The organism is Nocardioides korecus, assembly GCF_054778395.1.
On sequence record NZ_BAAGZO010000009.1, the window covers coordinates 112,461 to 133,794 of the forward strand.

At 74.0% G+C, this 21,334-nt stretch carries 22 protein-coding genes; 12 read left to right on the forward strand and 10 right to left on the reverse strand.

What is annotated here, in order from left to right; translation table 11 throughout:
- Positions 1–112: 112 nt before the first annotated feature.
- Genes ACYVDA_RS17470 through ACYVDA_RS17485 form a run of 4 tightly spaced genes read left to right on the forward strand, consistent with a single transcriptional unit; the run spans position 113 to position 3,208 of the window.
- Entirely contained in the window at positions 113–943 is an 831-nt protein-coding gene (locus ACYVDA_RS17470) for an SDR family NAD(P)-dependent oxidoreductase (RefSeq protein ID WP_460819731.1), read from the forward strand.
- Positions 944–1,000: 57 nt separating this feature from the next.
- Complete coding sequence (locus tag ACYVDA_RS17475; protein ID WP_460819732.1) at positions 1,001–1,561, forward strand: DUF402 domain-containing protein; 561 nt, start codon at positions 1,001–1,003, stop codon at positions 1,559–1,561.
- A 28-nt stretch (positions 1,562–1,589) separates the two neighbouring features.
- A complete protein-coding gene (locus ACYVDA_RS17480) occupies positions 1,590–2,711 on the forward strand; it encodes a glutamate--cysteine ligase (RefSeq protein ID WP_460819735.1) in 1,122 nt (373 codons plus the stop codon).
- On the forward strand, positions 2,708–3,208 hold the full coding sequence (locus tag ACYVDA_RS17485; RefSeq protein WP_460819736.1) for a metallophosphoesterase family protein: 501 nt from the start codon (positions 2,708–2,710) through the stop codon (positions 3,206–3,208). The genes ACYVDA_RS17480 and ACYVDA_RS17485 overlap by 4 nt, the downstream gene beginning before the upstream one ends.
- Before the next feature lie 14 nt (positions 3,209–3,222).
- Here ACYVDA_RS17485 and ACYVDA_RS17490 read toward each other — a convergent pair whose 3' ends face one another.
- Together ACYVDA_RS17490 and ACYVDA_RS17495 are read right to left on the reverse strand one after the other, a co-directional pair.
- On the reverse strand, positions 3,223–4,371 hold the full coding sequence (locus ACYVDA_RS17490; RefSeq protein WP_460819737.1) for an FUSC family protein: 1,149 nt from the start codon (positions 4,369–4,371) through the stop codon (positions 3,223–3,225).
- A complete protein-coding gene (locus ACYVDA_RS17495) occupies positions 4,349–5,869 on the reverse strand; it encodes an aldehyde dehydrogenase family protein (protein WP_460819738.1) in 1,521 nt (506 codons plus the stop codon). Before ACYVDA_RS17495 ends, ACYVDA_RS17490 begins: the two co-directional genes overlap by 23 nt.
- Positions 5,870–6,034: 165 nt before the next feature.
- Here ACYVDA_RS17495 and ACYVDA_RS17500 point away from each other — a divergent pair, with 165 nt between their 5' ends.
- The 3 genes from ACYVDA_RS17500 (at position 6,035) to ACYVDA_RS17510 (ending at position 8,696) form a co-directional block, all read left to right on the forward strand.
- The gene (locus tag ACYVDA_RS17500; protein ID WP_460819739.1) at positions 6,035–7,435 is read left to right on the forward strand and encodes a WS/DGAT/MGAT family O-acyltransferase; all 1,401 of its coding nucleotides are present in this window, start codon (positions 6,035–6,037) and stop codon (positions 7,433–7,435) included.
- Positions 7,436–7,546: 111 nt separating this feature from the next.
- Positions 7,547–8,236: a response regulator transcription factor gene (locus ACYVDA_RS17505; RefSeq protein ID WP_460819840.1), complete on the forward strand. Its 690-nt coding sequence runs from the start codon at positions 7,547–7,549 to the stop codon at positions 8,234–8,236.
- 124 nt (positions 8,237–8,360) lie between these two features.
- Positions 8,361–8,696: a helix-turn-helix domain-containing protein gene (locus ACYVDA_RS17510; protein WP_460819740.1), complete on the forward strand. Its 336-nt coding sequence runs from the start codon at positions 8,361–8,363 to the stop codon at positions 8,694–8,696.
- Positions 8,697–8,750: 54 nt separating this feature from the next.
- Here the strand turns inward: ACYVDA_RS17510 and ACYVDA_RS17515 are convergent, their stop codons facing one another.
- Genes ACYVDA_RS17515 through ACYVDA_RS17525 form a run of 3 tightly spaced genes read right to left on the reverse strand, consistent with a single transcriptional unit; the run spans position 8,751 to position 11,202 of the window.
- Complete coding sequence (locus ACYVDA_RS17515; RefSeq protein WP_460819741.1) at positions 8,751–9,254, reverse strand: flavin reductase family protein; 504 nt, start codon at positions 9,252–9,254, stop codon at positions 8,751–8,753.
- Positions 9,251–10,450 (reverse strand): MacS family sensor histidine kinase, encoded by a 1,200-nt coding sequence (gene macS / locus ACYVDA_RS17520; protein ID WP_460819742.1) that lies wholly within the window; start codon positions 10,448–10,450, stop codon positions 9,251–9,253. Before macS ends, ACYVDA_RS17515 begins: the two co-directional genes overlap by 4 nt.
- Positions 10,451–10,458: 8 nt before the next feature.
- On the reverse strand, positions 10,459–11,202 hold the full coding sequence (locus ACYVDA_RS17525; RefSeq protein ID WP_460819744.1) for a lysophospholipid acyltransferase family protein: 744 nt from the start codon (positions 11,200–11,202) through the stop codon (positions 10,459–10,461).
- 223 nt (positions 11,203–11,425) lie between these two features.
- On the opposite strand from ACYVDA_RS17525, the gene ACYVDA_RS17530 reads away from it, so the two are divergent.
- From ACYVDA_RS17530 to ACYVDA_RS17540, 3 genes are all read left to right on the forward strand, one after another.
- Positions 11,426–12,205 (forward strand): alpha/beta hydrolase, encoded by a 780-nt coding sequence (locus ACYVDA_RS17530; protein WP_460819745.1) that lies wholly within the window; start codon positions 11,426–11,428, stop codon positions 12,203–12,205.
- Positions 12,206–12,217: 12 nt separating this feature from the next.
- A complete protein-coding gene (locus tag ACYVDA_RS17535) occupies positions 12,218–12,955 on the forward strand; it encodes a hypothetical protein (protein ID WP_460819746.1) in 738 nt (245 codons plus the stop codon).
- Between the two features lie 66 nt (positions 12,956–13,021).
- Positions 13,022–14,260, forward strand: coding sequence for an ornithine cyclodeaminase, nickel-pincer nucleotide-dependent (locus ACYVDA_RS17540; protein WP_460819747.1), 1,239 nt, complete (start codon positions 13,022–13,024; stop codon positions 14,258–14,260).
- On the opposite strand, the gene ACYVDA_RS17545 is transcribed toward ACYVDA_RS17540, so the two are convergent.
- The 5 genes from ACYVDA_RS17545 to ACYVDA_RS17565 are packed head-to-tail and all read right to left on the reverse strand — an operon-like array spanning position 14,193 to position 18,248.
- Positions 14,193–15,185 (reverse strand): ROK family protein, encoded by a 993-nt coding sequence (locus tag ACYVDA_RS17545; RefSeq protein WP_460819841.1) that lies wholly within the window; start codon positions 15,183–15,185, stop codon positions 14,193–14,195. The genes ACYVDA_RS17540 and ACYVDA_RS17545 overlap by 68 nt on opposite strands.
- A 2-nt stretch (positions 15,186–15,187) precedes the next feature.
- Positions 15,188–16,144: an ROK family glucokinase gene (locus tag ACYVDA_RS17550; protein WP_460819748.1), complete on the reverse strand. Its 957-nt coding sequence runs from the start codon at positions 16,142–16,144 to the stop codon at positions 15,188–15,190.
- Positions 16,141–16,563, reverse strand: a complete 423-nt coding sequence (locus ACYVDA_RS17555; protein WP_460819749.1) for a hypothetical protein — start codon at positions 16,561–16,563, stop codon at positions 16,141–16,143. Before ACYVDA_RS17555 ends, ACYVDA_RS17550 begins: the two co-directional genes overlap by 4 nt.
- Positions 16,560–17,804, reverse strand: a complete 1,245-nt coding sequence (locus tag ACYVDA_RS17560; RefSeq protein ID WP_460819750.1) for an ArsA family ATPase — start codon at positions 17,802–17,804, stop codon at positions 16,560–16,562. Before ACYVDA_RS17560 ends, ACYVDA_RS17555 begins: the two co-directional genes overlap by 4 nt.
- Positions 17,805–17,807: 3 nt before the next feature.
- Positions 17,808–18,248, reverse strand: a complete 441-nt coding sequence (locus tag ACYVDA_RS17565; RefSeq protein WP_460819751.1) for an SRPBCC family protein — start codon at positions 18,246–18,248, stop codon at positions 17,808–17,810.
- A 258-nt stretch (positions 18,249–18,506) separates the two neighbouring features.
- On the opposite strand from ACYVDA_RS17565, the gene ACYVDA_RS17570 reads away from it, so the two are divergent.
- The gene (locus ACYVDA_RS17570) at positions 18,507–20,387 is read left to right on the forward strand and encodes an AMP-dependent synthetase/ligase (protein ID WP_460819752.1); all 1,881 of its coding nucleotides are present in this window, start codon (positions 18,507–18,509) and stop codon (positions 20,385–20,387) included.
- Positions 20,388–20,591: 204 nt separating this feature from the next.
- Positions 20,592–21,320, forward strand: coding sequence for a Flp pilus assembly protein CpaB (gene cpaB / locus ACYVDA_RS17575; RefSeq protein WP_460819753.1), 729 nt, complete (start codon positions 20,592–20,594; stop codon positions 21,318–21,320).
- Positions 21,321–21,334 lie beyond the last annotated feature (14 nt).

Here is a 21,334-nt window from a genome sequence, read left to right on the forward strand (position 1 = left end):
TGAACGAACGTCAGCAGCGCTATTGACGCTCGTTCAACACTTTGTAGGCTAGGGGCCACCGATTCCCACCGCTCCCGACCGTCACCCGGTCGGGGCCTCGAAGGAGAGATCCATGAAGAACCTCGACAACGCCGTGGTCGTCATCACCGGGGCCGGGTCCGGCATGGGCCGGGAGATGGCTCTCATCGCCGCGCGCCAGGGCGCCCTGCTGGCGGTCTCGGACTGGAACGAGGTCGGCCTGGGCGAGACCGTCGACCTGCTCAAGGGCGCCGGCGTCCGCGAGGTCCGCAGCGACGTCGTCGACGTCTCCGACCGCGAGGCCGTGGCCACCTGGGCCGCCGCCGTCGCCGACCAGTTCGGCCGCGTCAACGTGCTGGTCAACAACGCCGGGGTCTCGATGAGCGGCGACTTCGAGGACATGAGCTACGACGAGTTCGACTGGATCGTCGGGGTCAACTTCGACGGTGTCGTCAACGGCACCAAGGAGTTCCTGCCCCACCTGATCGCCTCCGGCGACGCCCACCTGATCAACCTCTCCAGCCTGTTCGGGCTGATCTCGATGCCCGGCCAGTCGGCGTACAACGCCACGAAGTACGCCGTTCGCGGCTTCACCGAGGCGCTCCGCGAGGAGATGCTCATCAACGGCCACAACGTCGCCGTCACCTGCGTGCACCCCGGCGGCATCAAGACCGGGATCAGCCGCAACGGCCGCAAGACCAAGAGCCAGGACGTCGACGCGCTCGACAAGCTGTTCGACGAGAAGCTGGCCAAGATGCCCGCCGACCGCGCCGCGCAGATCATCCTCAGCAGCGCCCTGAAGCGTCGCGCCCGCGTGCTGGTCGGCCTGGACGCCCACGCCCTGCACACCTTCGCCAAGCTCGCCGGGTCGCGCTACCAGGACGTCGTCGCGCGCGCCTACCCCAAGGTCACCGGCAGGCGCTGAGGCTACCCACCCGTCCCCGGGCGCACGCCCGCGGTCGCCGGCCGTATCCTCGCCCGCATGTCCAGCGAGGAGACGGCCGGCGGCACCCCGGAGGCGACCGGCGCGCGTCGGCCCGTGCGCGTCGAGTGCCGCAAGTGGCCCGACTCGCCGCACTGGGAGTTCGACGCCGTGCGCCTCGGCGTCGACGGGCACGGCACCTGGGTGGGCATCACCCAGGGCACGCTGCTCGCCAGCCCGACCCGCGCCTTCCACGCGGTCGCCGACCACGTGACGCTCGTGCCCCACGACGCGTGGTGGCTGGCCACGTTCTACGGCCACGACCTGCACCGCCCCTTCGACGTGTACGTCGACGTCGCCACCCCGGCGGTCTGGCACGGCGAGGAGCTGGTCCGCGCGGTCGACCTGGACCTCGACGTCATCAAGGGCACCACCGGCCGCGTCTGGATCGACGACGAGGACGAGTTCGCCGCTCACAGGGTCGAGCTCGACTACCCCGCCGACGTCGTACGCCGAGCGGTCGCCAGCGCCGAGCAGCTCGAGCACGCCGTCACCGAGGCACAGGCCCCGTTCGACGGCACCCACCTCGGGTGGCTCGAGCGGTTCCGCCGCCACGCCTGACCCCCACCCGGCGTGGGACGATGACGCGGTGCCTCCTGCGCCCATCGAGTTCCACGACTCCCCCACCCCGACCCTGGGCGTCGAGTGGGAGTTCGCCCTCGTCGACCGCACCACCCGCGACCTGGTCAACGCCGCCTCCGAGCTCTTCGACCTCGTCGAGGAGCGGCACGGCCCCCAGCCGCGCATCCACAAGGAGCTCCTGCGCAACAGCGTCGAGCTCACCACCGGCATCTGCACCACCGCGGGCGAGGCCGTGGACCAGCTGTCCGAGCTGGTCGACCTGGTCCGACCGCTGGCCGCCGAGCTCGGCGTGGACCTCTACTGCGCCGGGACCCACCCGTTCGCCGAGTGGTCCCAGCAGCTGCTCACCGAGGGCGCTCGGTACGAGGAGCTGATCGCGCGCACCCAGTGGTGGGGCCGGCAGATGCTGATCTGGGGCGTGCACGTCCACGTCGGGGTGCGCCGCGAGCACGCGATGGCGATCGTCTCGGCGCTGCTCACGTGGTACCCCCACCTCCAGGCGCTCTCGGCCTCCTCCCCGATCTGGGCCGGCCAGGACACCGGCTACGCCAGCAACCGGGCGATGATGTTCCAACAGCTGCCCACCGCCGGGCTGCCGTTCCAGTTCGACACCTGGGAGGCCTTCGAGGCGTACGCCGCGGACCTCACCACCACCGGCGTCATCGAGCAGGTCGACGAGATCCGCTGGGACGTGCGACCGGCCCCCCGGCTGGGCACCGTCGAGGTCCGGATCTGCGACGGCGTCTCCACGCTGGCCGAGATGCGGGCGCTGGTCGCGCTGGTGCACTGCCTGGTCGTCGACCTCACCGACCGGCTCGAGCGCGGCGAGACGCTCCCGACGATGCCGCCCTGGCACGTGCAGGAGAACAAGTGGCGCGCCGCCCGCTACGGCCTCGACGCCTGGATCATCCTCGACGCCGACTCCAGCGAGCGGCTGCTGCGCGACGACCTGGCCGACCTGCTGGACCGGCTGGCCCCGGTCGCGGTGCGGCTGGGTTGCGCGGACGAGCTCGCCTCGGTGGCCCGCATCCCCGAGCGCGGGGCGTCGTACGAGCGTCAGCGGGGGGTGGCGGTGCGCACCGGCGGCGACCTGGTCGCGGTCGTGGACTCGGTGGTCCGCGAGCTGTGACGCGGCTGCGCGTCGTCGTCCTGTCCGACACCCACGCCCCCCGCTTCTGGAAGGGCTGTCCCGTCGCCGTCGCACGGCTGCTGCAGGGCGCCGACCTGGTGCTGCACGCCGGCGACGTGTGCCGGCGCGAGACGCTGGAGGAGCTCGAGGGGTTCGCGCCCGTCCAGGCCGTGCTCGGCAACAACGACGGTCCCGACGTGGCCGCCTGGGGCGCCCCGGAGGTCCTCGAGCTCGACCTCGCCGGGGTGCCGGTGGCGGTGCTGCACGACAGCGGGCCGGCGTCCGGACGCGGTCGGCGGCTGCGACGCCGGTTCCCGCGCGCCGACCTGGTGGTCTTCGGGCACTCCCACATCCCGTGGGACGAGGTCACCGAGGGGCAGCGCGCCTTCAACCCCGGCTCCCCCACCGACAAGCGCCGGCAGCCGCACGGCACCGTCGGCGAGCTCGTGGTCGAGGACGGCGAGATCCGCGACCTGCGGCTGCACCGGGTGACCTGAGGCGCGCCGCGGGCTCAGACCGGCGGGATCTGGTCGGTGGCGGCCAACGGCTCCATGCCGGTGACGGCGAGCAGGTCCGCGACCAGCGACCGCGCCTGGGCGAGCACGACCTCGGCGGAGAGGTCCCCGCTGCGCTCGAGGTGGGAGGTCTCGCGCCCCAGGCGCACCAGCGACTCCCGGGCCGAGGTCGCCTGGCGTCCGGCCGCCAGCTCGGCCGCGACCCGGTCCACGCACGTGGCCAGGTCGTCCAGCATCGCGGCGTACGCCGGGGGGACGGGCTCGCCCCGGTAGGCCGCCACCGCGACCCGCCGGACCAGCACCCGGGTGTTGCGCAGGGCGAAGTCGAGCGGCTCGACCAGCTCGCTCATCGCGCGCACAGGACCGCGGTGCCGGCGCCGCAGCGGCGAGCTGCGCACGACCTCGAGACCCTCGTCGGCGGCGGCCCGCAGCTCGCGCACGAGCTCGTCGGTGGCACGGGCGTCGCGCAGCGACCGCAGCGCGCGCTCCACGTCGCCGTCGAGGATGCTCTCGGCCGCCGTGCGCAGCAGCGCCGCGATCTTGCGGCACACCACCGCGGCCTGCTCCCGGGGCCGGCGCAGCGGCGCGCGGGGCACGACGGCCGCGGCCACGATGGCCACCCCGCCGCCGATGATCGCGTCGGTCCACCGCGAGAACGCCGCCCCCGGCGGGGCGACCAGGGCGCTCACCACGATGGCCTGGATGGCGGCCTGGTTGACCAGCAGCACCCCCTGCCCGGCCATCAGCGCGGTCGTCATCGCGAGCGCGACGATCAGCGTCATCTGCCAGGCGCCCGACCCCAGCCAGTGGGTCAGCGCGTCGCCGACCAGCACCCCGATCGCGACCCCGATGGCCACCTCGGCCACGCGGCGGAACCGCTGCCCGTAGCTGGTGCCCAGGCTGACCACCGCGGCGGTCGGCGCGAAGAAGGGGGTGGTGTGGCCGAAGACGTCGGCGGCCAGGAACCACGCGACGCCGGCGGCCAGGGCGCACTGCCCGATCTGCCAGGCCTTGGAGCGCAGCCGGGCCCGCCGCTGACGCAGCGAGAGCCGACCACGCGACACCGCGTGCTCGACGTGCGGCGCAGCGGCGTGGCCGTAGCGGGCCAGCTGCGCGCGGGCGCTACCTCGCTCGCGTGGGTCCACGGCCGTGCAGCACCCCCACGATCGTGCGCAGCGTCCTGTCCGCACGAGCGGTGCGGCGGAAGGTGGTCAGCGCCAAGGCCGGCTTGACCCGCTGGCGGGCGATCGCCTTGGCGTAGGTGAACTCCTTGAGCCCGTCCTCCCCGTGGATCCGGCCGAAGCCGCTGTCGCCGGTGCCGCCGAAGGGCAGCGAGGGGATCGCGGCGAAGGAGATCACCGAGTTCACCGCGGTCATCCCCGAGCGCAGCCGCGAGGCCAGGTCCATCGCGCGCTCACCGGCGTACACCGTGGCACCGAGGCCGTAGCGGGTGCCGTTGGCGCGTCGAACGGCCTCGTCCATGTCGGGCACCCGGGTCACCGTCAGGGTGGGGCCGAAGGTCTCCTCCTGGACCGCCAGGGAGTCCTCGGGCACGTCGACGAGGATCGTGGGCTGCACGAAGCGCGCCCCCACGGCGTCCGGGCCGCCGAGCACCGCTCGCCCGCCGCGGGCCAGGGCGTCCTCGATGTGGGAGGAGATCACCGCCAGCTGCGAGGGCAGCGTGATCGGGCCCAGCTTGGCGCCGGGCGCGGTGCTGGCCTCGAGGGTGCGGGCCTGCTCGAGCAGGCGGGCCAGGAACTCGTCGTACACCTGGGTGTGGACGTAGGCGCGCTCGACCCCGATGCAGGTCTGCCCGGCGTTGGAGCAGGCGCCCCAGAGGGCGGCGTCGGCGGCCGCGGCGACGTCGGCGTCCGCGTCGACCAGGAGCGCGTCCTTGCCGCCGGCCTCGATCAGCACCGGGGTGAGGGTCTCGGCGCAGGTGGCCATCACCTTCTTGCCCGTGGCCGTCGACCCGGTGAAGGCCAGCTTGCCGACCCCCGCACGGCACAGGGCGGCGCCGGTCTCACCGAGCCCGGTGACCACGGTGAGGACGGGCTGCTCCGGGACGGCCTCGGCGAAGGTGTCGGCCAGCCACTGCCCCACCCCGGGGCTGAGCTCGCTGGGCTTGAACACGACGGCGTTGCCGGCGGCGAGCGCGTAGGCGATCGACCCCATCGGGGTGAAGACCGGGTAGTTCCACGGGCCGATCACGCCGACCACGCCCAGGGGGAGGTACTCCACCGTCGCGGCCACGTTGGCCATCACCAGGCCCGAGGACCGCTTCTGGCGGCCGAGCACCCGGACGGCGTGGGTGGCGGCCCAGGCGATGTGGTCGATGGCCAGGGCGATCTCGAGCCCGGCGTCGCTGACCGGCTTGCCGGTCTCGCGGTTGACCACGGCGGCCAGGTCGTCCATCCGCGTGGCCACCAGCCGCTTCCAGGCGTGCAGGCGCTCGGCGCGGCCCTCGAAGCCGAGGCCGGCCCACCACGCGGCCGCCTCGCGGGCCCGGCGGACGGTCGCGTCCACCTGCTCGGCCGAGTGCACCGGCCAGGTGCCGACGACCGCGCCGGTGGCGGGGTCGAGGCAGTCGAAGGTCTCCGACGAGCCCTCCTGGGCGGCGGGCCGTGCCTCGGTCGTGGTCATCGGGGAGCTCCTGGGTTCGGTCGTGCACGGGATCCCGCGGCGGGCCGCGCGTCGTGGCCCGAACCTACAACGCCGGGGTTCTGGACATGACGCTGTCGCCGTCACCGCAAACGCGCAAGGATCACCGGAACTCACCCGCGGCACCACCACCAGGAAGAGGGCGACGTGGCCGTCCCGATCGATCCGACCTCGGCGGCGTTCCTCTACGCCGAGAACCGCCAGATGCCCATGCACGTCGGGGGTCTCCAGCTCTTCCAGAAGCCGGAGGGCGCCGGCCGCGACTACACCCGGCGGATCTGGGAGGAGATGAGCGAGGAGGTCGAGCTCTCCCCGCTGTTCCTCAAGCGCCCCACCCGCGGCCTGACCACCGCCGGCCAGTGGGCCTGGACCCAGGACGACGACTTCGACCTGGAGTACCACTTCCGCCACAGCGCGCTGCCCAAGCCGGGCCGGGTCCGCGAGCTCCTCGAGCTGACGTCGCGGCTGCACTCGACGCGGCTCGCCCGGGAGCGTCCCCTGTGGGAGGCCCACCTGATCGAGGGCCTGCACGACGGTCGGGTCGCGCTCTACACCAAGCTCCACCACTCGCTGGTCGACGGCATCTCGGCGATGAAGCTGATGGGCAACACGCTCTCCGAGGACCCCGACGAGCGCGACATGCCCCCGATGTGGGCCAAGCGCCCGAGCACCCGCACGCCCAAGCCCGAGACCGACCGCAGCCTGGCCGCCATCCCGATGGACGCGGTGCGGACGGCGCTGGGCATCACCGCCGACGCCGCGGGCATGCCCGGCGCCCTGGTCAAGACGCTGACCCACGGCCTCAAGAACGAGACCTCGGCGCTGTCCCTCTACGCCCCCCGCACGATGTTCAACACCCCGATCACCGGGTCCCGCCGCTTCGCGGCCCAGGGCTGGCCCCTCGAGCGGCTCAAGGCCGTGGGTAAGGCCAGCGGCACCACGCTCAACGACGTGGTCCTGGCGATGTGCTCGGGCGCGATGCGCACCTACCTGATCGAGCACGACGCCCTGCCCGACGCCCCGCTGGTCTCGATGGTCCCGGTCGGTCTGGACACCAAGCGCGCCGGCAAGGGCGCCGGCGACGGCGGCAACGCCGTCGGCGCCGTCATGGTCAAGCTCGGCACCGACCTCGCGGACCCCGCGGACCGGCTGTCCTCCATCCACGAGTCGATGGTCACGGGCAAGCAGGCGCTGAGCTCGATGAGCCAGACCCAGATCATGGCGATGAGCGCGCTGGGGATGACCCCGGCGCTGGCCATCCCGATGCTGCGCCTGGGCGGCGTCGTGCGTCCGCCGTTCAACCTGATCATCAGCAACGTGCCCGGCCCCAAGAAGCCGATGTACCTCAACGGAGCCAGGCTGACCGGCACCTACCCGCTGTCGATCCCGATCAACGGGATGGCCCTGAACATCACCTGCAACAGCTACGCCGACGACATGGACTTCGGGCTCACGGGCTGCCGGCGCAGCGTCCCGCACCTGCAGCGGCTGCTCACCCACCTCGACGACGAGCTGGGCGCCCTGGAGAAGGCCGCGGGGGTGTCCTGAGCGGCTAGGGTGCGGCGCGTGGACCCCCAGCCGGAAACCCAGCCGGAAACCCAGCCGGAAGCCCAGCCGGATGCCCCGTCGGAGCACGACGCCCCGCGACCGCTGCGGGTGATGGTGGTCGACGACCACCCGATGTGGCGCGAGGGGGTCGCCCGCGACCTGGCCGAGGCCGGGATGGCAGTGGTGGCCACGGCCGCGACCGGGACCGAGGCGCTGACCCGCTTCCCGGCTGCTCGCCCGCAGGTGCTCGTCCTGGACCTGCAGATCCCCGCCCCCAACGGGGTGGCGGTGACCGCCGAGGTGGTCCGCGCCGACCCCGCCGTGCGCGTGCTGGTGCTCTCGGCGAGCGGGGAGCAGCAGGACGTCCTCGACGCCGTCAAGGCCGGCGCGACCGGCTACCTGGTCAAGTCGGCCTCCCGGCACGAGCTGCTCGACGCCGTGCGCCGGGTCGCGCTCGGGGACACCGTCTTCACCCCGGGCCTGGCCGGGTTGGTGCTCGGGGAGTACCGCCGCCTGGCCGAGAGCCCGTCGCCGGGCGCGGGCGGGGCCTCGGGCGCGTCGGGCTCCGACACCCCGCGGCTGACCGAGCGCGAGACCGAGGTGCTCCGGCTGGTGGCGACCGGGCTGTCCTACAAGGAGATCGCCGAGCGGCTCTTCCTGTCCCACCGCACCGTGCAGAACCACGTCCAGAACACCCTGCGCAAGCTCCAGCTGCACAACCGGGTGCAGCTGGTGCGCTACGCCATCGAGCAGGGGCTGGACGAGGACCCCGAGCAGGACCGGGCGGCCCCCGGCCGGTGACCGCGACGGCCCGGCGTCCGGCGCGCGGCCGGCTCCCCCGGGACGTCCGCTTCCGGGAGTCGGCCACGGGAAGCAACCGGGGTTGGGTAGCGTTGTGCAGCAGACGTCGGAAGAGGGGCACCACATGGGTCAGGGCCAGTTGCTGTTCCGCGCATCGCTCGGTGACGTGCTGCGGGCCGAGAGGATGCGCCAGTCGATGACGCTGCGCGAGCTGTCCTCGGCCGCGCGCGTCAGCCTGGGCTACATCTCCGAGATCGAGCGCGGCCAGAAGGAGGCGTCCTCCGAGCTCCTGGCGGCGCTCTGCGAGGCCCTCGACATGCCGCTCTCGCTGGTGCTGCGCGAGGTCAGCGACGTCGTGGAGGCCGAGGAGGTCGCGCTGGCCTCGCTGGCGACCCTGCCCGGGCCCGACGGCTCCCGCGGTCCCCGGGGCCCCCGCGAAGTGGTGGCCTCGGCCGCCTGACCGGCCGCCCGGGCAGCCGCCCGGCCCGCACGTGCTCCTCCGCGACGGCCGTGCTCAGGGGCGGCGGTAGCGCCCGCGTCGGTGCTCCAGCGGCTCCTCGTCGTCCCCGACGACGACGTCCTCGATCCTGATCACGACGAGGTCGGACCACCCGACGGTCTGCGAGGTGTCGAGCACCCCCGTGGCGTGGGTCGGGGCCGACACCAGCCGAGGCCCGTACGCCGTCTGCTCCCACTCCCCCAGCGTGAAGGGCCCCCCGGGCGCGGGGAACTGGCCCGCGAACGCCTCGGCCAGCTCGCGGTGGCGCCAGCGCAGCAGGTGCACGACGCAGCGACCGGTGTCGGCCAGCGTGTCGCGCAGGTCGCTGTCGGGGTCGACCAGCCCGACGAGGCGCGGCGGCTCGCCCCCGGCCACCATGACCGAGGACACCGTGAGCCCGGCCCGCGCCCGGCCCTCGCCGCCCGTCCAGAGCGTGACCGCGCCGCCCAGCCGCCCGCGCAGGCGTCGCCACTGGTCCGGCTCGGGGTCGCCGAAGGGGTGCCCGGCGTGGATCGTCACCGGGGCACGTCCAGCTCCCACTCGGTGCCCTGCCCGGCGCCGGTGCGCAGCGTGGCGGTGCCGCCGAGGTCCTCGACCCGACCGCGCACCGACTGGCTGACGCCCAGACGTCCCTGGGCGGCCGCGTCGCGGAGCCGGCCCTCGGGGATGCCGGGGCCGCGGTCGCGGACCACCACCACCCACCGGTCGGGCAGCTCCTCGAGGAGGACCCAGGCCTCGGCGTCACGGCCGACGTGGTGGCGCACGTTGCTCAGGCAGGCCTCCACCGCGGCCGTGAGCTCGCGGGCCACCGCCGCCGGCGCCGGGACGGGGCCGCCGGGCAGCGCGACGTGCACCGAGACTCCCGCCAGCTCGCCGAGCAGGGCCCCGAGGTCGAGGCGGCCGTCGCCGTCGCCGAGCCGTCCGGTGTCGGGCGCGGGCTGCTCCCCGGGACCCTGCTGCACCAGCGCGCGCAGCCGGACCTCCTGCTCCCCGGCCAGGCGACCCAGCTCGACGCCCTCGCCCCCCAGCTCGGGGGCGTGACGCTGCACCAGCGCGAGCACCTGCAGCACGCCGTCGTGGACCATCCGGGCCAGCCGCTGCCGCTCCGCCGCGGCGGCCGCCTCGCGCTCGGCCCGGTCGCGCTCACCGGCGGTGCGCTGGAGCAGCTCGGAGAGGAAGCCGACGATGAGGCCGCCCACCAGGAGCAGGAAGATGTTGCCGTAGGTGTTCTGGGACACGTGGTCGCGCAGGGCGAGGTCGGCGCCCGAGACCACGACCGCGGCGAGCAGCCCGCCGGGCCAGCGCCGCAGGACCGCCCAGGCGAGCACCACGCCCATCACCCAGTAGCCCGGGACGGTGGCGTTCAGCCCCGGCCCCTTGACGTACGCCGACACCAGGATCGCCGCCACGGCCACGACCAGGTCCGCCACGAGCAGCCAGGTGCGGCGCCAGGAGGGCCGGGCCAGGGCCCACACCACGAAGCCGGTCCAGGCCGTCATCGCGACCAGGACCGCCCACCCGGCACCGGGATGGTCGTAGAACCCCCGGGCGACGGTGTGGCGGGCGTAGATGACCACCGCGTTGACGAGCACCAGGAAGCGCAGCACCCCCAGGGCCCGCAGCAGCGTGTCCTGGACCGGGACGTGGGCGGCGCCACCGGGTCGGGGTGCCCGGGGAGCCGGGTCCGCCGGGTCGGGGCCGCGACGCACGCCCACGGGAGCGATCAGGAGGCCCGGGTGCCGGACGCGGGGCCCTCGACCTGACCCGAGGAGTCCGCCTGGCTCGCCGCGCTCCGGGACTGCTCCTTGGCGACGGCCGCGTAGGTGTCGACGTACTCCTGGCCCGAGAGCCGCATGATCTCGTACATGATCTCGTCGGTGACCGAGCGCAGGATGTAGCGGTCGTTCTCCATGCCCTCGTAGCGCGAGAAGTCCAGGGGCTTGCCGAAGCGCACGGTCGGTCGCACGAAGGACCCGAACTTCTTGCCGGGGGGCGCCACCACGTCGGTGCCGACCACGGCGACCGGGATGACCGGGACCTTGGTCTCCAGGGCCAGCCGGGCGACGCCGGTCTTGCCGCGGTAGAGGCGCCCGTCGTGGGAGCGGGTGCCCTCGGGGTAGATGCCGAAGAGCTCGCCCTTGCGCAGGATCTTGCTCGCCGAGACCATCGCTCCCTCGGCCGCCGACGCGCCGCCGCGGTCGATGGGCACCTGACCGGCCCCGGAGAAGAACTTCTTCTGGAACCAGCCCTTGATGCCCGGGGTGTTGAAGTACTCCGCCTTGGCCACGAAGGTCACGCGTCGGGTCAGCGTGAGCGGCATGAACAGCCAGTCGGCGTACGAGAGGTGGTTGCTGGCCAGGATGGCGGCGCCCTCCTCGGGCACGTGCTCCGCCCCGGTGACGTGCGGGCGGAAGACGACCCGCAGCGGCGGACCGATGGCGATCCACTTCAGGAACCAGTAGAACAACCTCGCCACCTTCCTCACCGTCGACGCCGAGTCTCCCCGGGACCTCCGGACCCCACGGACCCTCGCGGGCCCCTCCGGGTCAGACCCTATGCCACCGAGGTCCCTCCGACTCCCTCCCGACGTCGTGACGACCTAGCCGCTCCGCGGACGACCGTGGCACGATGGACCTTGCCTCTCCCCCGCTGCGAGCCGTCTCCTCGTCGCCGACCTCAGGAGCCCGCACGTGAGCCTCGCCCCGCACGCCGCCCCCTTCCAGCACGAGGGCGACCCGTCGAGCTCGCGAGGGCGCACCGGCTTCCTCCTCAGCCACGGCTTCACCGGCTCCCCGGTCTCGATGCGGCCGTGGGCCGACCACCTGGCCGCCGCCGGGTACGCCGTGTCCCTGCCGCTGCTGCCCGGGCACGGCACCACCTGGCAGCAGATGAACGACACCACCTGGGACGACTGGCGCGGCGCCCTCGAGGCCGAGCTGACGGCGCTGGCCGCCCGCGTGGACACCGTCGTCGTCGCCGGCCTGTCCATGGGCGGCGGGCTGGCCCTGCGGCTGGCCGCCGACCACCCCGACGTCGTGGCCGGGCTGGTGCTGGTGAACCCGGCCGTGAACAGCACCCGGCTCGACGTGCGCCTGCTGCCGCTGCTCCAGCACGTCGTGCGCTCGGTGCCCGGCATCGCCGACGACATCAAGAAGCCCGGGGTCCAGGAGCACGGCTACACGCGGACCCCGGTGCGGGCGGCGGCGTCGATGTTCGCCGGCTACAAGGCGCTCAGGCGCGACCTGTCCCGGGTGACCTGCCCCGTGCTGCTCTTCCACTCCGCCGAGGACCACGTCGTGGACCCGTCCTCCTCGCGGATGATCATGGAGGGCGTCTCCTCCACCGACACCCGCCTGGAGACCCTCCACGAGAGCTTCCACGTCGCGACCCTCGACCACGACGCCCCCACCATCTTCGAGGCCTCCACGGAGTTCGCCGACCGGGTGGCCTCGGCCCGCGCCGAAGACTGAGGTCGACCTGCCGTGAGCGTCCCCGCCGATCCCTCCGACCCGCGCGACCCGCGCGACGCCTCGGAGTCCCCCTCCGTCGAGCACCAGCCCGTCGAGCCCGAGTCGGCCGAGCACCGGCCCGACGAGGTCGTCGAGCCCGGGTCCGAGGCTCCCGACGGTGGGGACCAGTCGACCGGCTCGTCCGGCGCGACCGGGGCACCCGAGGCGCCCGCCTCCACGACCGGTCCGTCCTCCCCCGGTCCCGACGCCGCCCGCGACGAGGACGCGCTCTGGCGCGCGATCGTGGCGAACTACGGCGAGCGCGCCCGGCTCGACCCCGATGCCCCCGGGAGCTCGGCCACGACCGGCCCGACGACCCCCGTCGCCCCACGCCCCTCCCGTCCCTCCACCCGTCCCTCGGCGCGCCGCCCGGGCCCGCGCGACCTGCCCGACGGGTCCGACCTGCCCGAGGTGCCGCCCTCGCTCCGGGACCTCGACGGTCCGGCGCACCGCGAGCCTCCGGAGGACGGCGAGCACTTCGTCCCGCCGCCGCCCCCGCCCGTCCCGGTGGCCACCCCGCCCCGCCTCCTGGCCTGGATCGGGCTGTTCGGGGTGCCGGTGCTGGTCCTGGTCGCCCTCGTCGTCGGCTGGCCGGTGCCCTCGTGGCTGGGCCTGCTGCTGACCCTGTGGTTCGTCGGCGGCTTCGTCTTCCTGGTCGCCTCGATGCGTCCCGGGCAGCGCGACGAGGACGACGACGGCGCGGTGCTCTGAGACGGAGGCACCCGGCAGACGTAGAGTCGCCCGGTCGCCCCCCCAGACCACCCCGAGGAGCCGTTCGTGACGCACAGCGAGGTCGTGGAGCTCTCCGGCCACCTGATCGACACCGCCACCCTGTCCAAGGTGCTCAACGACGTGGCGGAGTACGGCGGCGACTACGCCGTGGAGCGGTTCGACATCGGGCACGGCACCGACGACCCGTCGTACGCCCGCATCACGGTGACCGCCGAGGCCGAGGAGACCCTGCAGCGCATCCTGATGCGGCTGCAGATCCACGGCGTCAACCAGGTCGACCCGGGCGAGGCCGAGGTCGGCGTCGCGGTCCTCGACGGCGTGTTCCCCGACGGCTTCTACTCCAGCACCAACCTGGAGACCCAGGTGCGGCTGGAGGGCCACTGGCTGCCCGTCCGCAACCCGGAGATGGACTGCGGGCTCGTCGTCGAGGGGCACCCCACGGACCTCGTGGTCCGCACGCTGCCGATGTCGGACGTCACCGCCGGCATGCGGATCGTGTGCGGCGCCTCCGGCATCAAGGTCACCGCCCCGATCACCAGCGACGACGGCGGGTCGTTCGGCTTCATGGAGTCCGACGTCTCCAGCGAGAAGCCCCAGGCGGTGCTGGTGCGCAGCGTCGCCGACGGCATGCGCGAGGCCAAGGCCGCCGACCAGAAGGTCATCTGGGTCGGCGGGCCCGGCGTCGTGCACACCGGCGCCGCCCCGGCGATGGTCGCCCTGGTCGAGGCCGGCTTCGTCGACGTGCTGTTCGCGGGCAACGCCCTGGCCACCCACGACATCGAGTCAGCGCTCTACGGCACCTCGCTCGGGGTGGACCTCGCCCGCGGGCAGGGCGTCGAGCACGGCCACGAGCACCACATCCGCGCGATCAACACGATCCGCAAGGCGGGGTCCATCCGGGCTGCCGTCGACCAGGGCGTGCTGACCAGCGGCATCATGCACGCGCTGGTGAAGCAGGGGAAGGAGTTCGTGCTGGTCGGCTCCGTGCGCGACGACGGACCGCTGCCCGACGTCCACACCGACGTGCTGGACGGTCAGCGCGCCATGCGCGCGCAGCTGCCCGGCGCGGGCTTCTGCCTGATGGTGGCCACCATGCTGCACTCGGTCGCCACCGGCAACCTGCTGCCGGCCTCGGTGCCGCTGGTCTGCGTCGACATCAACCCCGCCACCGTCACCAAGCTGGCCGACCGCGGGTCCTCGCAGGCCCGCGGCATCGTCACCGACGTCGGGCTCTTCCTCGAGCAACTCGCGATGGAGCTCGTCCCCACCTACCGACGCGACTAGGCCGCGAGGCGACCCGGGCGAGGTCGGCGGCACCGACCACGCCGGCCAGCGGGCCGAGGACCGCGCCCACGACCTCGGGCAGGTCGCGGTGGCCCACCCCGACCAGGCTGCCGGCCAGCGCCTCGCGCGCAGGGGCGAGCAGGAGGTCCCCCGCGGCGGAGACCCCGCCGCCCACGACGATCAGCGGCGGGTCCAGGGCCGCGGCCAGGTTGGCCAGGCCCACCCCGAGCCAGCGACCGACCTCGGCGTACGCCGCGGTGGCGGCCGGGTCGCCCTCGCGGGCCGCGGTGGTGAGCGCCGGGCCCGTCAGGGTGGACCCGTGCTCGGCGGCGGCCCGGGCCAGGGCGCGGCCGGAGCAGTACTGCTCCCAGCAGCCCCGTCGGCCGCACTCGCACTCCAGGCCGTCGGGGACGACCTGCATGTGGCCGAACTCGCCGGCCATCCCGTTGGTGCCGCGCAGCATCATGCCGCGCCCGACCAGTGCGCCACCGATGCCGGTGCCGAGGGTGATCATCACGGCGTCGAGGGAGTCCTGGGCCGCGCCGAAGCGGGCCTCGGCCCACAGCGCGGCGTTGGCGTCGTTGTCGACCAGGACGCGACCCACGGCCCGGTGGCCCAGGCGCTTGCCCAGCCGCTCGGCCAGCGGCTCGTCGCGCCAGGGCAGGTGCGGGGCGAAGCGCACGCGCTCGCCGTCGCGGGCCACGAACCCGGCGGCCGCCACGCCGACGGTGAGCCGCCCGTGCTGGGAGATCAGGCGCTCGACGACCTCGACCAGGGCGTCCTCCACCTCCTCCACCGTCGCGTCGTCGACGCCGGAGCCGGGCCCGGGCGTCGCGGTCGCCTCGGTGTCCAGGACCCGGCCGAGCCCGTCCACGACCGCCGCCAGCACCTTGGTGCCACCGATGTCGACACCGATCGAGGGCAGCATCATCGCCTCCGGGCGAGGTCGGCCACGCCCACCATGCCGGCGTTGGCCAGCTCGGCCTGGCGCACCTCGAGCATGGGCCGGTGGCCGGCCGCGGTGACGTGGGCCGCGAAGGACTCCCGGATCGGGTCGAGGACCAGGTCGCCGGCCTCGGCGACGCCGCCGCCGATCACGACCACGTTGGGGTCCAGGACCGCGGTCAGGGTCGCGATCCCCTGCCCGACCCAGTCGCCCAGCTCGGCCAGCCGCTCCCGGGCGAACGCGTCGCCCTCCTGGGCGGCCAGCGTGATCATCGGACCGTCGATGCCGGTGGCGTCGCCGCCGGCGCGCTCGAGCAGGCCGGAGGCGCGGCCGGGGTGGGCGGCGGCCTGCTCGCGGGTGACCCGGACCAGCGCCGAGCCGGACCCGTAGGATTCCAGGCAGCCGAGCCGGCCGCACCCGCAGCGCACGCCGCCCGGGACCAGGGTGATGTGGCCGACCTCGCCGCCCATGCCGAAGCCACCGCGCGCCAGGGCGCCGTCGAGCACGATGCCGCCCCCGACCCCGGTGCCCAGGGTGAGCATCAGCAGGTTGTCGATGTCCTCGCCCGCGCCGAAGGTGAACTCGCCCCAGGCCGCGGCGTTGGCGTCGTTCTCCACCACCACCGGCAGCCCGAGCTCCTTCTCCAGGTGGCTCTTGAGCGGCTCGTCGCGCCACGCCAGGTTGGGGGCGAAGACGAGGGTGGCGCGCTGCTTGTCCACGAAGCCGGCGGCCGAGGCGCCGACCGCCTCGACGACCGTGCCCGAGCCCGCGAGGGGCGTGGTCAGCTGGCGCACCAGCTCGCCGATGGTGCGCACGATCTCGGCCGGCTGCGTGGCCGGGGAGACCGCCCGGTGCTGGGCCAGCACGCGGCCGTGCTCGTCGACGAGCCCGGCCGCGATCTTGGTGCCGCCGATGTCCACACCCACGGTCACGCTCATTGGTCCTCGTCCCAGTCGGAGTCGTCGTCGAGATCGATCTTCTGCACCTGCGCGGCCCGTGGCTCGCCCGTGTGCGTGGCGAGCAGGCCCGCCGCTGCCTGCACCAGGGAGCTGGCCGCCTGCGCGAGGTGCATCTTCACCTCGGGGCTGGTCCGCCGCACCAGGTGGGCCGTCCGGCACACCGGGCACCAGTGGCAGTCCTCCCCCGTGGGCCCCGTGGGCCCCGTGGGGCCGTCGTGGGCGTGCGGGCCGGCGTGGTCGTGGGGGCCGTGGTCGTGGGGGGCCTGCTCGCGGGCCCAGTCGGTGAGCACGCCGAACAGCTTGGCGGCCTCCTCGCCCACGCTGCCGACCTCGTCCCGCGGAGCGCCGGGCGCCGCGGCCGGGTCGGGCCCCGGGGCGGGCTGGTCGTCGTCACTCACGGCTGCTGCTCCTCCTGGTCGAAACGGAACCGTACCCGCAGCGACCCGTCCTCGACGCGGGCGGCGGTCACCGTGTGCCGACTCAGGGCCGCGGGCAGGGTGAGCAGGCGGCGGTAGGAGCCGACCGTGACGACCAGCTCGTCCCCGTGCCGCGCGAGGTCGACGTCCTCGCGCTGGGCGAACGGCAGGGCGATGCGCAGGACCGCGCCGCCCGCGGTCCGGGTGATCGTCATGGGTCCGTCGCCGGTGGGGGCGGCGAGCGGGTCGTGGCCGGCGTACGCCGCCTCGGCGAACGCCGCGAGGTCGGCGGCACCGACCGGCTCGCGGGCGCTGTACGCCGAGCGCCACACCGGCAGGTCGACGAAGGACTGGCGCACCTCGGCCAGCACCGCGCGCTGGGACTCGACCCACGCGTTGCGCCACGGGTCGTCGCCGCCCTCGGGGAAGACCCGGTTGGCCACCACCCCGTCCACGCGGTAGCCGTAGAGGGACAGGGTCGTCAGCGAGCGCCGGGCCTCGGCCACCACGACCGTCTCCGGGGTGAGCACCAGACGCACGGTGGCGCCGGGCCCGGTGAGCAGCCGCTGCACCTCCTCCAGGTCGCGGTGCAGGCGCTCGACCGCCTCGAAGACCGAGTCCTCCGGCATCGGCACCCCGGCGGCCCGCGACAGCACCGGGCGCAGCGCCTTCACCACCCGCCGCTGGACCCCGAAGACGCGGGTCATGTACCAGTTCAGGGCCTCGGGCAGGGCCAGCAGCCGCAGCGTCTCCGCCGTCGGTGCGCAGTCGACCACGACCACGTCCCACCGGCCGCTGAGCACGTGCGACCGCAGCTCCAGGAGCGCGAGCACCTCCTCGGCGCCCGGGATGACGGTCAGCTCCTCCGCGGTGATCGGATCGACGCCCGCGGCGTCGAGGACCGAGCGCAGGTAGCCCTGGATCTCGCTCCAGGACCGCTCGAACCGGCGCTGGACGTCGACCTGGTGGACCCACAGGTCGGGCTGGACCTCGCACGGCTCGGACCCGACCGGGACCCCGAAGGCGTCACCCAGGGAGTGCGCGGCGTCGGTGGAGAGCACCAGCGTCCGCCGCCCCTCGCGGGCGGCGAGGGCGGCCGTGCCCGCGGCGCTGGTGGTCTTGCCGACGCCGCCCTTGCCGGTGAACAGCACGATGCGCGGGCCCGCCCCGTCGTCCACGAGGGGGCTCGCGTCGGGCGTCTGGTCGGAGGTCGGCTGCGGCACCACTCAGGCGCGCGACTCGACGCGCTTCTTCAGGCCCTTCAGGGCGGTGTCGATGATGACCTTCTCGGCCTTGCGGCGCAGCATGCCGATCATCGGGATGCTCAGGTCGACCGCGAGGCGGTAGGTCACCTCGGTGGCGCCGTCCGCGGCCGGACGCAGCTCGTAGGCCCCGGTCATGGCCTTGAGCATCTTGCCCTCGACCAGGTGCCAGGTGACCGAGGAGTCGCCGTGCCAGTCGTAGGCCAGCACGTAGGAGTCCTTGATCGGCGAGGCCTCGAGCTCGAAGTGCACGCGCTGCGCGCGACCGTCGGGGGCGGTGTCCAGGACGCGTGCCTCCTTCATCCCCTGGGCCCACTCGGGGTAGGCCGGGAAGTCGGCGATGACGGCCATGACCTCGGCGGGACCGGCGTCGATCTGGATGCTGGAGGTGGTCTGCTCGGACATCTCGGTTCCTGACGTGGTCGACCGCGGGAAGCGGATCGGGGTGCTGGACGACCGGCTGTACGACGGGCTCGGCGACGGGCTGGACGACGGGCCGGGCGACGCGCCGGACGGCGGGGTCGGGCCAGGCTAGCGGACCGTCTCGGCACCGGCGGCGCCCCGGCGCGAGGTGCGGGTACGGTGGCGGCGGTCGGCTCGCCTCCGGGCGTCGTACGCCGGTCAGGCTCCTCGCTCGACCGCCCCCAGGAAGGTGCAGCACGCGTGCGCGAGTACTCCACGGCCCGGCGGGTCGCCGCCGCCACGACCGGCAACCTGACCGACGACGTCGTCCGCAACGGCACCGAGCACCCCGCTGCCGTCGTGCTCGCGCGGCGCGAGCCGCACGGCCCCCGCCAGCCCGGCCCGGCGTCGGTCTCCGGCTCGGGCTGGGTCGACGTCACCGCGCGCGCGTTCCTCTCCGAGGTGCGCTCCGTGGCCAAGGGGCTGGTCGCCGCGGGCCTGGAGCCCGGGGAGCGGGTCGGGCTGATGTCGCGCACGCGCTACGAGTGGACCCTGCTCGACTACGCGATCTGGTTCGCAGGCGCCGTCACGGTGCCCGTCTACGAGACCTCGAGCGCCGAGCAGCTCGAGTGGATCCTGGCCGACTCCGGCGCCCGCGCCGTCGTGACCGAGACCCCCGACCACGCCCACCGGCTCACCGAGGTCCGCGGGCGGCTGCCCGAGCTGCACCACGCCTGGTCGATCGAGGGCCGCGGCCTCGAGCTGCTGCGCACGCTGGGCGAGGACGTCAGCGACGAGGAGCTCGAGTCGCGCCGCGCGCAGGCGGGTCCGGGCGACCTCGCGACCATCGTCTACACCTCGGGCACCACCGGCCGCCCCAAGGGCTGCATGCTCACCCACGGCAACTTCATGGACGAGGTCGGCGTCGCCCTCGAGGAGCTCCACGAGGTCTTCGCGGACGGACCCTCGGGGGACGGCGAGGACGGGCCGGACGAGGAGCCCGCGCCCGGCGCCCCGGCGTCGACGCTGCTCTTCCTGCCCCTGGCCCACGTCTTCGCCCGGGTCATCCAGGTGGGCAGCATCCGGGCACGGGTGCGGCTGGGGCACTCCGCGGACCTCAAGCACCTCACCGAGGACCTCGCCGGGTTCGGCCCCACCTTCGTCCTGGCGGTCCCGCGCGTGTTCGAGAAGGTGTTCAACACCGCCTCCCAGCGGGCCGTCGTCGACGGCCGCGGCCGCGTCTTCGACCAGGCCGTGTCGACGGCGATCGCGTGGTCGCGGGCCCAGGACACCGGCCGCGTGGGCCTGGTGCTGCGCGCCCGTCACCGCCTGTACGACGCCCTGGTCTACCGACGCCTGCGCGTGGCCCTCGGCGGCCACTGCCGGTACGCCGTCTCCGGCGGCGCCCCCCTGGGCGAGCGCCTGGGTCACTTCTACCGCGGCGTCGGGGTGACGGTGCTCGAGGGCTACGGACTGACCGAGACCACGGCCGCGCTGTGCGTCAACCTCCCCGACGCCCTCAAGATCGGCACCGTCGGTCGACCGCTCCCCGGGGCGAGCGTGCGCGTCGCCGACGACGGCGAGCTGCTGTTCCGGGGCGACCAGGTGTTCGCCGGCTACTGGCACGACGACGAGGCCACCGCCGCCGTGAGCGACCCGCGCGGCTGGTTCCACACCGGCGACGTCGGCGAGATCGACGACGAGGGCTTCGTGCGGATCACCGGACGCAAGAAGGAGATCCTGGTGACGGCGGGCGGCAAGAACGTCTCCCCCGCCGTCCTGGAGGACCGGCTGCGTGCCCACCTCCTGGTCGACCAGTGCATGGTGGTCGGGGACGGGCAGCCGTTCGTCGCGGCCCTGGTCACCCTGGATCCCGAGACCCTCCCGGAGTGGGCCGAGCGCCGCGGCAAATCGGGCGACCTGGCCCGCCTGTCCACCGACCCCGATCTCCGGGCCGAGATCGAGGCAGCCGTCGAGGAGGCCAACGGCGCGGTCTCCAAGGCGGAGTCGGTGCGCCGCTTCGCCGTGCTGCCCGTGAGCTGGACCGAGGAGGGCGGCCAGCTGACCCCCAGCCTGAAGCTGCGACGGGCCGTGGTGGTGCGCCAGCACGCCGACGACATCGAGGCCCTCTACCTCCGCTGAGGCCGCCCCTCCCACGCTCCGGCCTAGACCAGGCGGCGGGTGCTGCGCCGCCAGTCCGGGAGTTGTTCGGAATCGGCGGACAAATCGGACTCGAGTGGGGCAATCTGTCTCACGTCACCACACCTGGTGACCACCTGGAACGGGCCGGGCGGCACTCGCCGGACCGGCCCGGAGGCCCCCACCCCCCGAGAAGGTCGCAGACTCATGGATCGCAGGAAAGTGCTGCTCGCCGTGGCCGCCGTCATCGCGGCCCTCGGCACGCTGCTGGTGTTCCTCTACGTGCACGGGGCCGACACCCGCGCTGACGAGCGGTACGCCGCCGTCACGGTGCTGCGCGCGACCAAGCAGATCGACCCGGGCGAGACGGTCGCGGCCGCCCAGGCTGCCGGCAAGATCAGCAGCGGGCCGATCAGCCAGCAGGACGTCCTGGCCGGTGCCCTGACCACCCTGGACAGCGTGGCGGACAAGGTCGCGACCACGACGATCCTGCCCGGCGAGCAGCTGGTGGCCGGCAAGTTCGGGGCCAGCGGATCGGCGACGACCGGGCTGACCATCCCGAAGGGACGCCTGGCGGTCTCAGTCAACCTCACCGACCCGGCCCGCGTGGCCGGGTTCGTGAACCCCGGCGACAAGGTCACCGTCTTCATGTCCGGCAACGCCACCAAGGGTCCCTTCACCCGGATGCTGCTGCCCAGCGTCCAGGTCATCGGTGTCGGCACCACCACGAGCATCTCCACGACCAAGACCGCGGCCGACGGGGCCCAGACCACCGACGAGCTGCCCAAGACGCTGATCACCCTGGCCCTGACCCAGGACGAGGCCGAGAAGGTCCTCTTCGCCGCCCAGAACGGCGACATCTCGGTCGGCCTGCTGAACAACGACTCGCAGGTCTCCGCCTCCGGCGGGGTCTCCATGGCCAACCTGTTCCGCTGACGCACGAAGGAACT

What these genes read in the sequence shown, in the direction of transcription:
- ACYVDA_RS17495 (WP_460819738.1), bottom strand. Translation starts at nt 5,869, where the DNA reads ATGACCACGACCGAGGCACGGCCCGCCGCCCAGGAGGGCTCGTCGGAG.
- ACYVDA_RS17550 (WP_460819748.1), bottom strand. Translation starts at nt 16,144, where the DNA reads ATGAGCGTGACCGTGGGTGTGGACATCGGCGGCACCAAGATCGCGGCC.
- cpaB (WP_460819753.1), top strand. Translation starts at nt 20,592, where the DNA reads ATGGATCGCAGGAAAGTGCTGCTCGCCGTGGCCGCCGTCATCGCGGCC.
- ACYVDA_RS17510 (WP_460819740.1), top strand. Translation starts at nt 8,361, where the DNA reads ATGGGTCAGGGCCAGTTGCTGTTCCGCGCATCGCTCGGTGACGTGCTG.
- ACYVDA_RS17565 (WP_460819751.1), bottom strand. Translation starts at nt 18,248, where the DNA reads ATGTCCGAGCAGACCACCTCCAGCATCCAGATCGACGCCGGTCCCGCC.
- ACYVDA_RS17475 (WP_460819732.1), top strand. Translation starts at nt 1,001, where the DNA reads ATGTCCAGCGAGGAGACGGCCGGCGGCACCCCGGAGGCGACCGGCGCG.
- ACYVDA_RS17505 (WP_460819840.1), top strand. Translation starts at nt 7,547, where the DNA reads ATGGTGGTCGACGACCACCCGATGTGGCGCGAGGGGGTCGCCCGCGAC.
- ACYVDA_RS17470 (WP_460819731.1), top strand. Translation starts at nt 113, where the DNA reads ATGAAGAACCTCGACAACGCCGTGGTCGTCATCACCGGGGCCGGGTCC.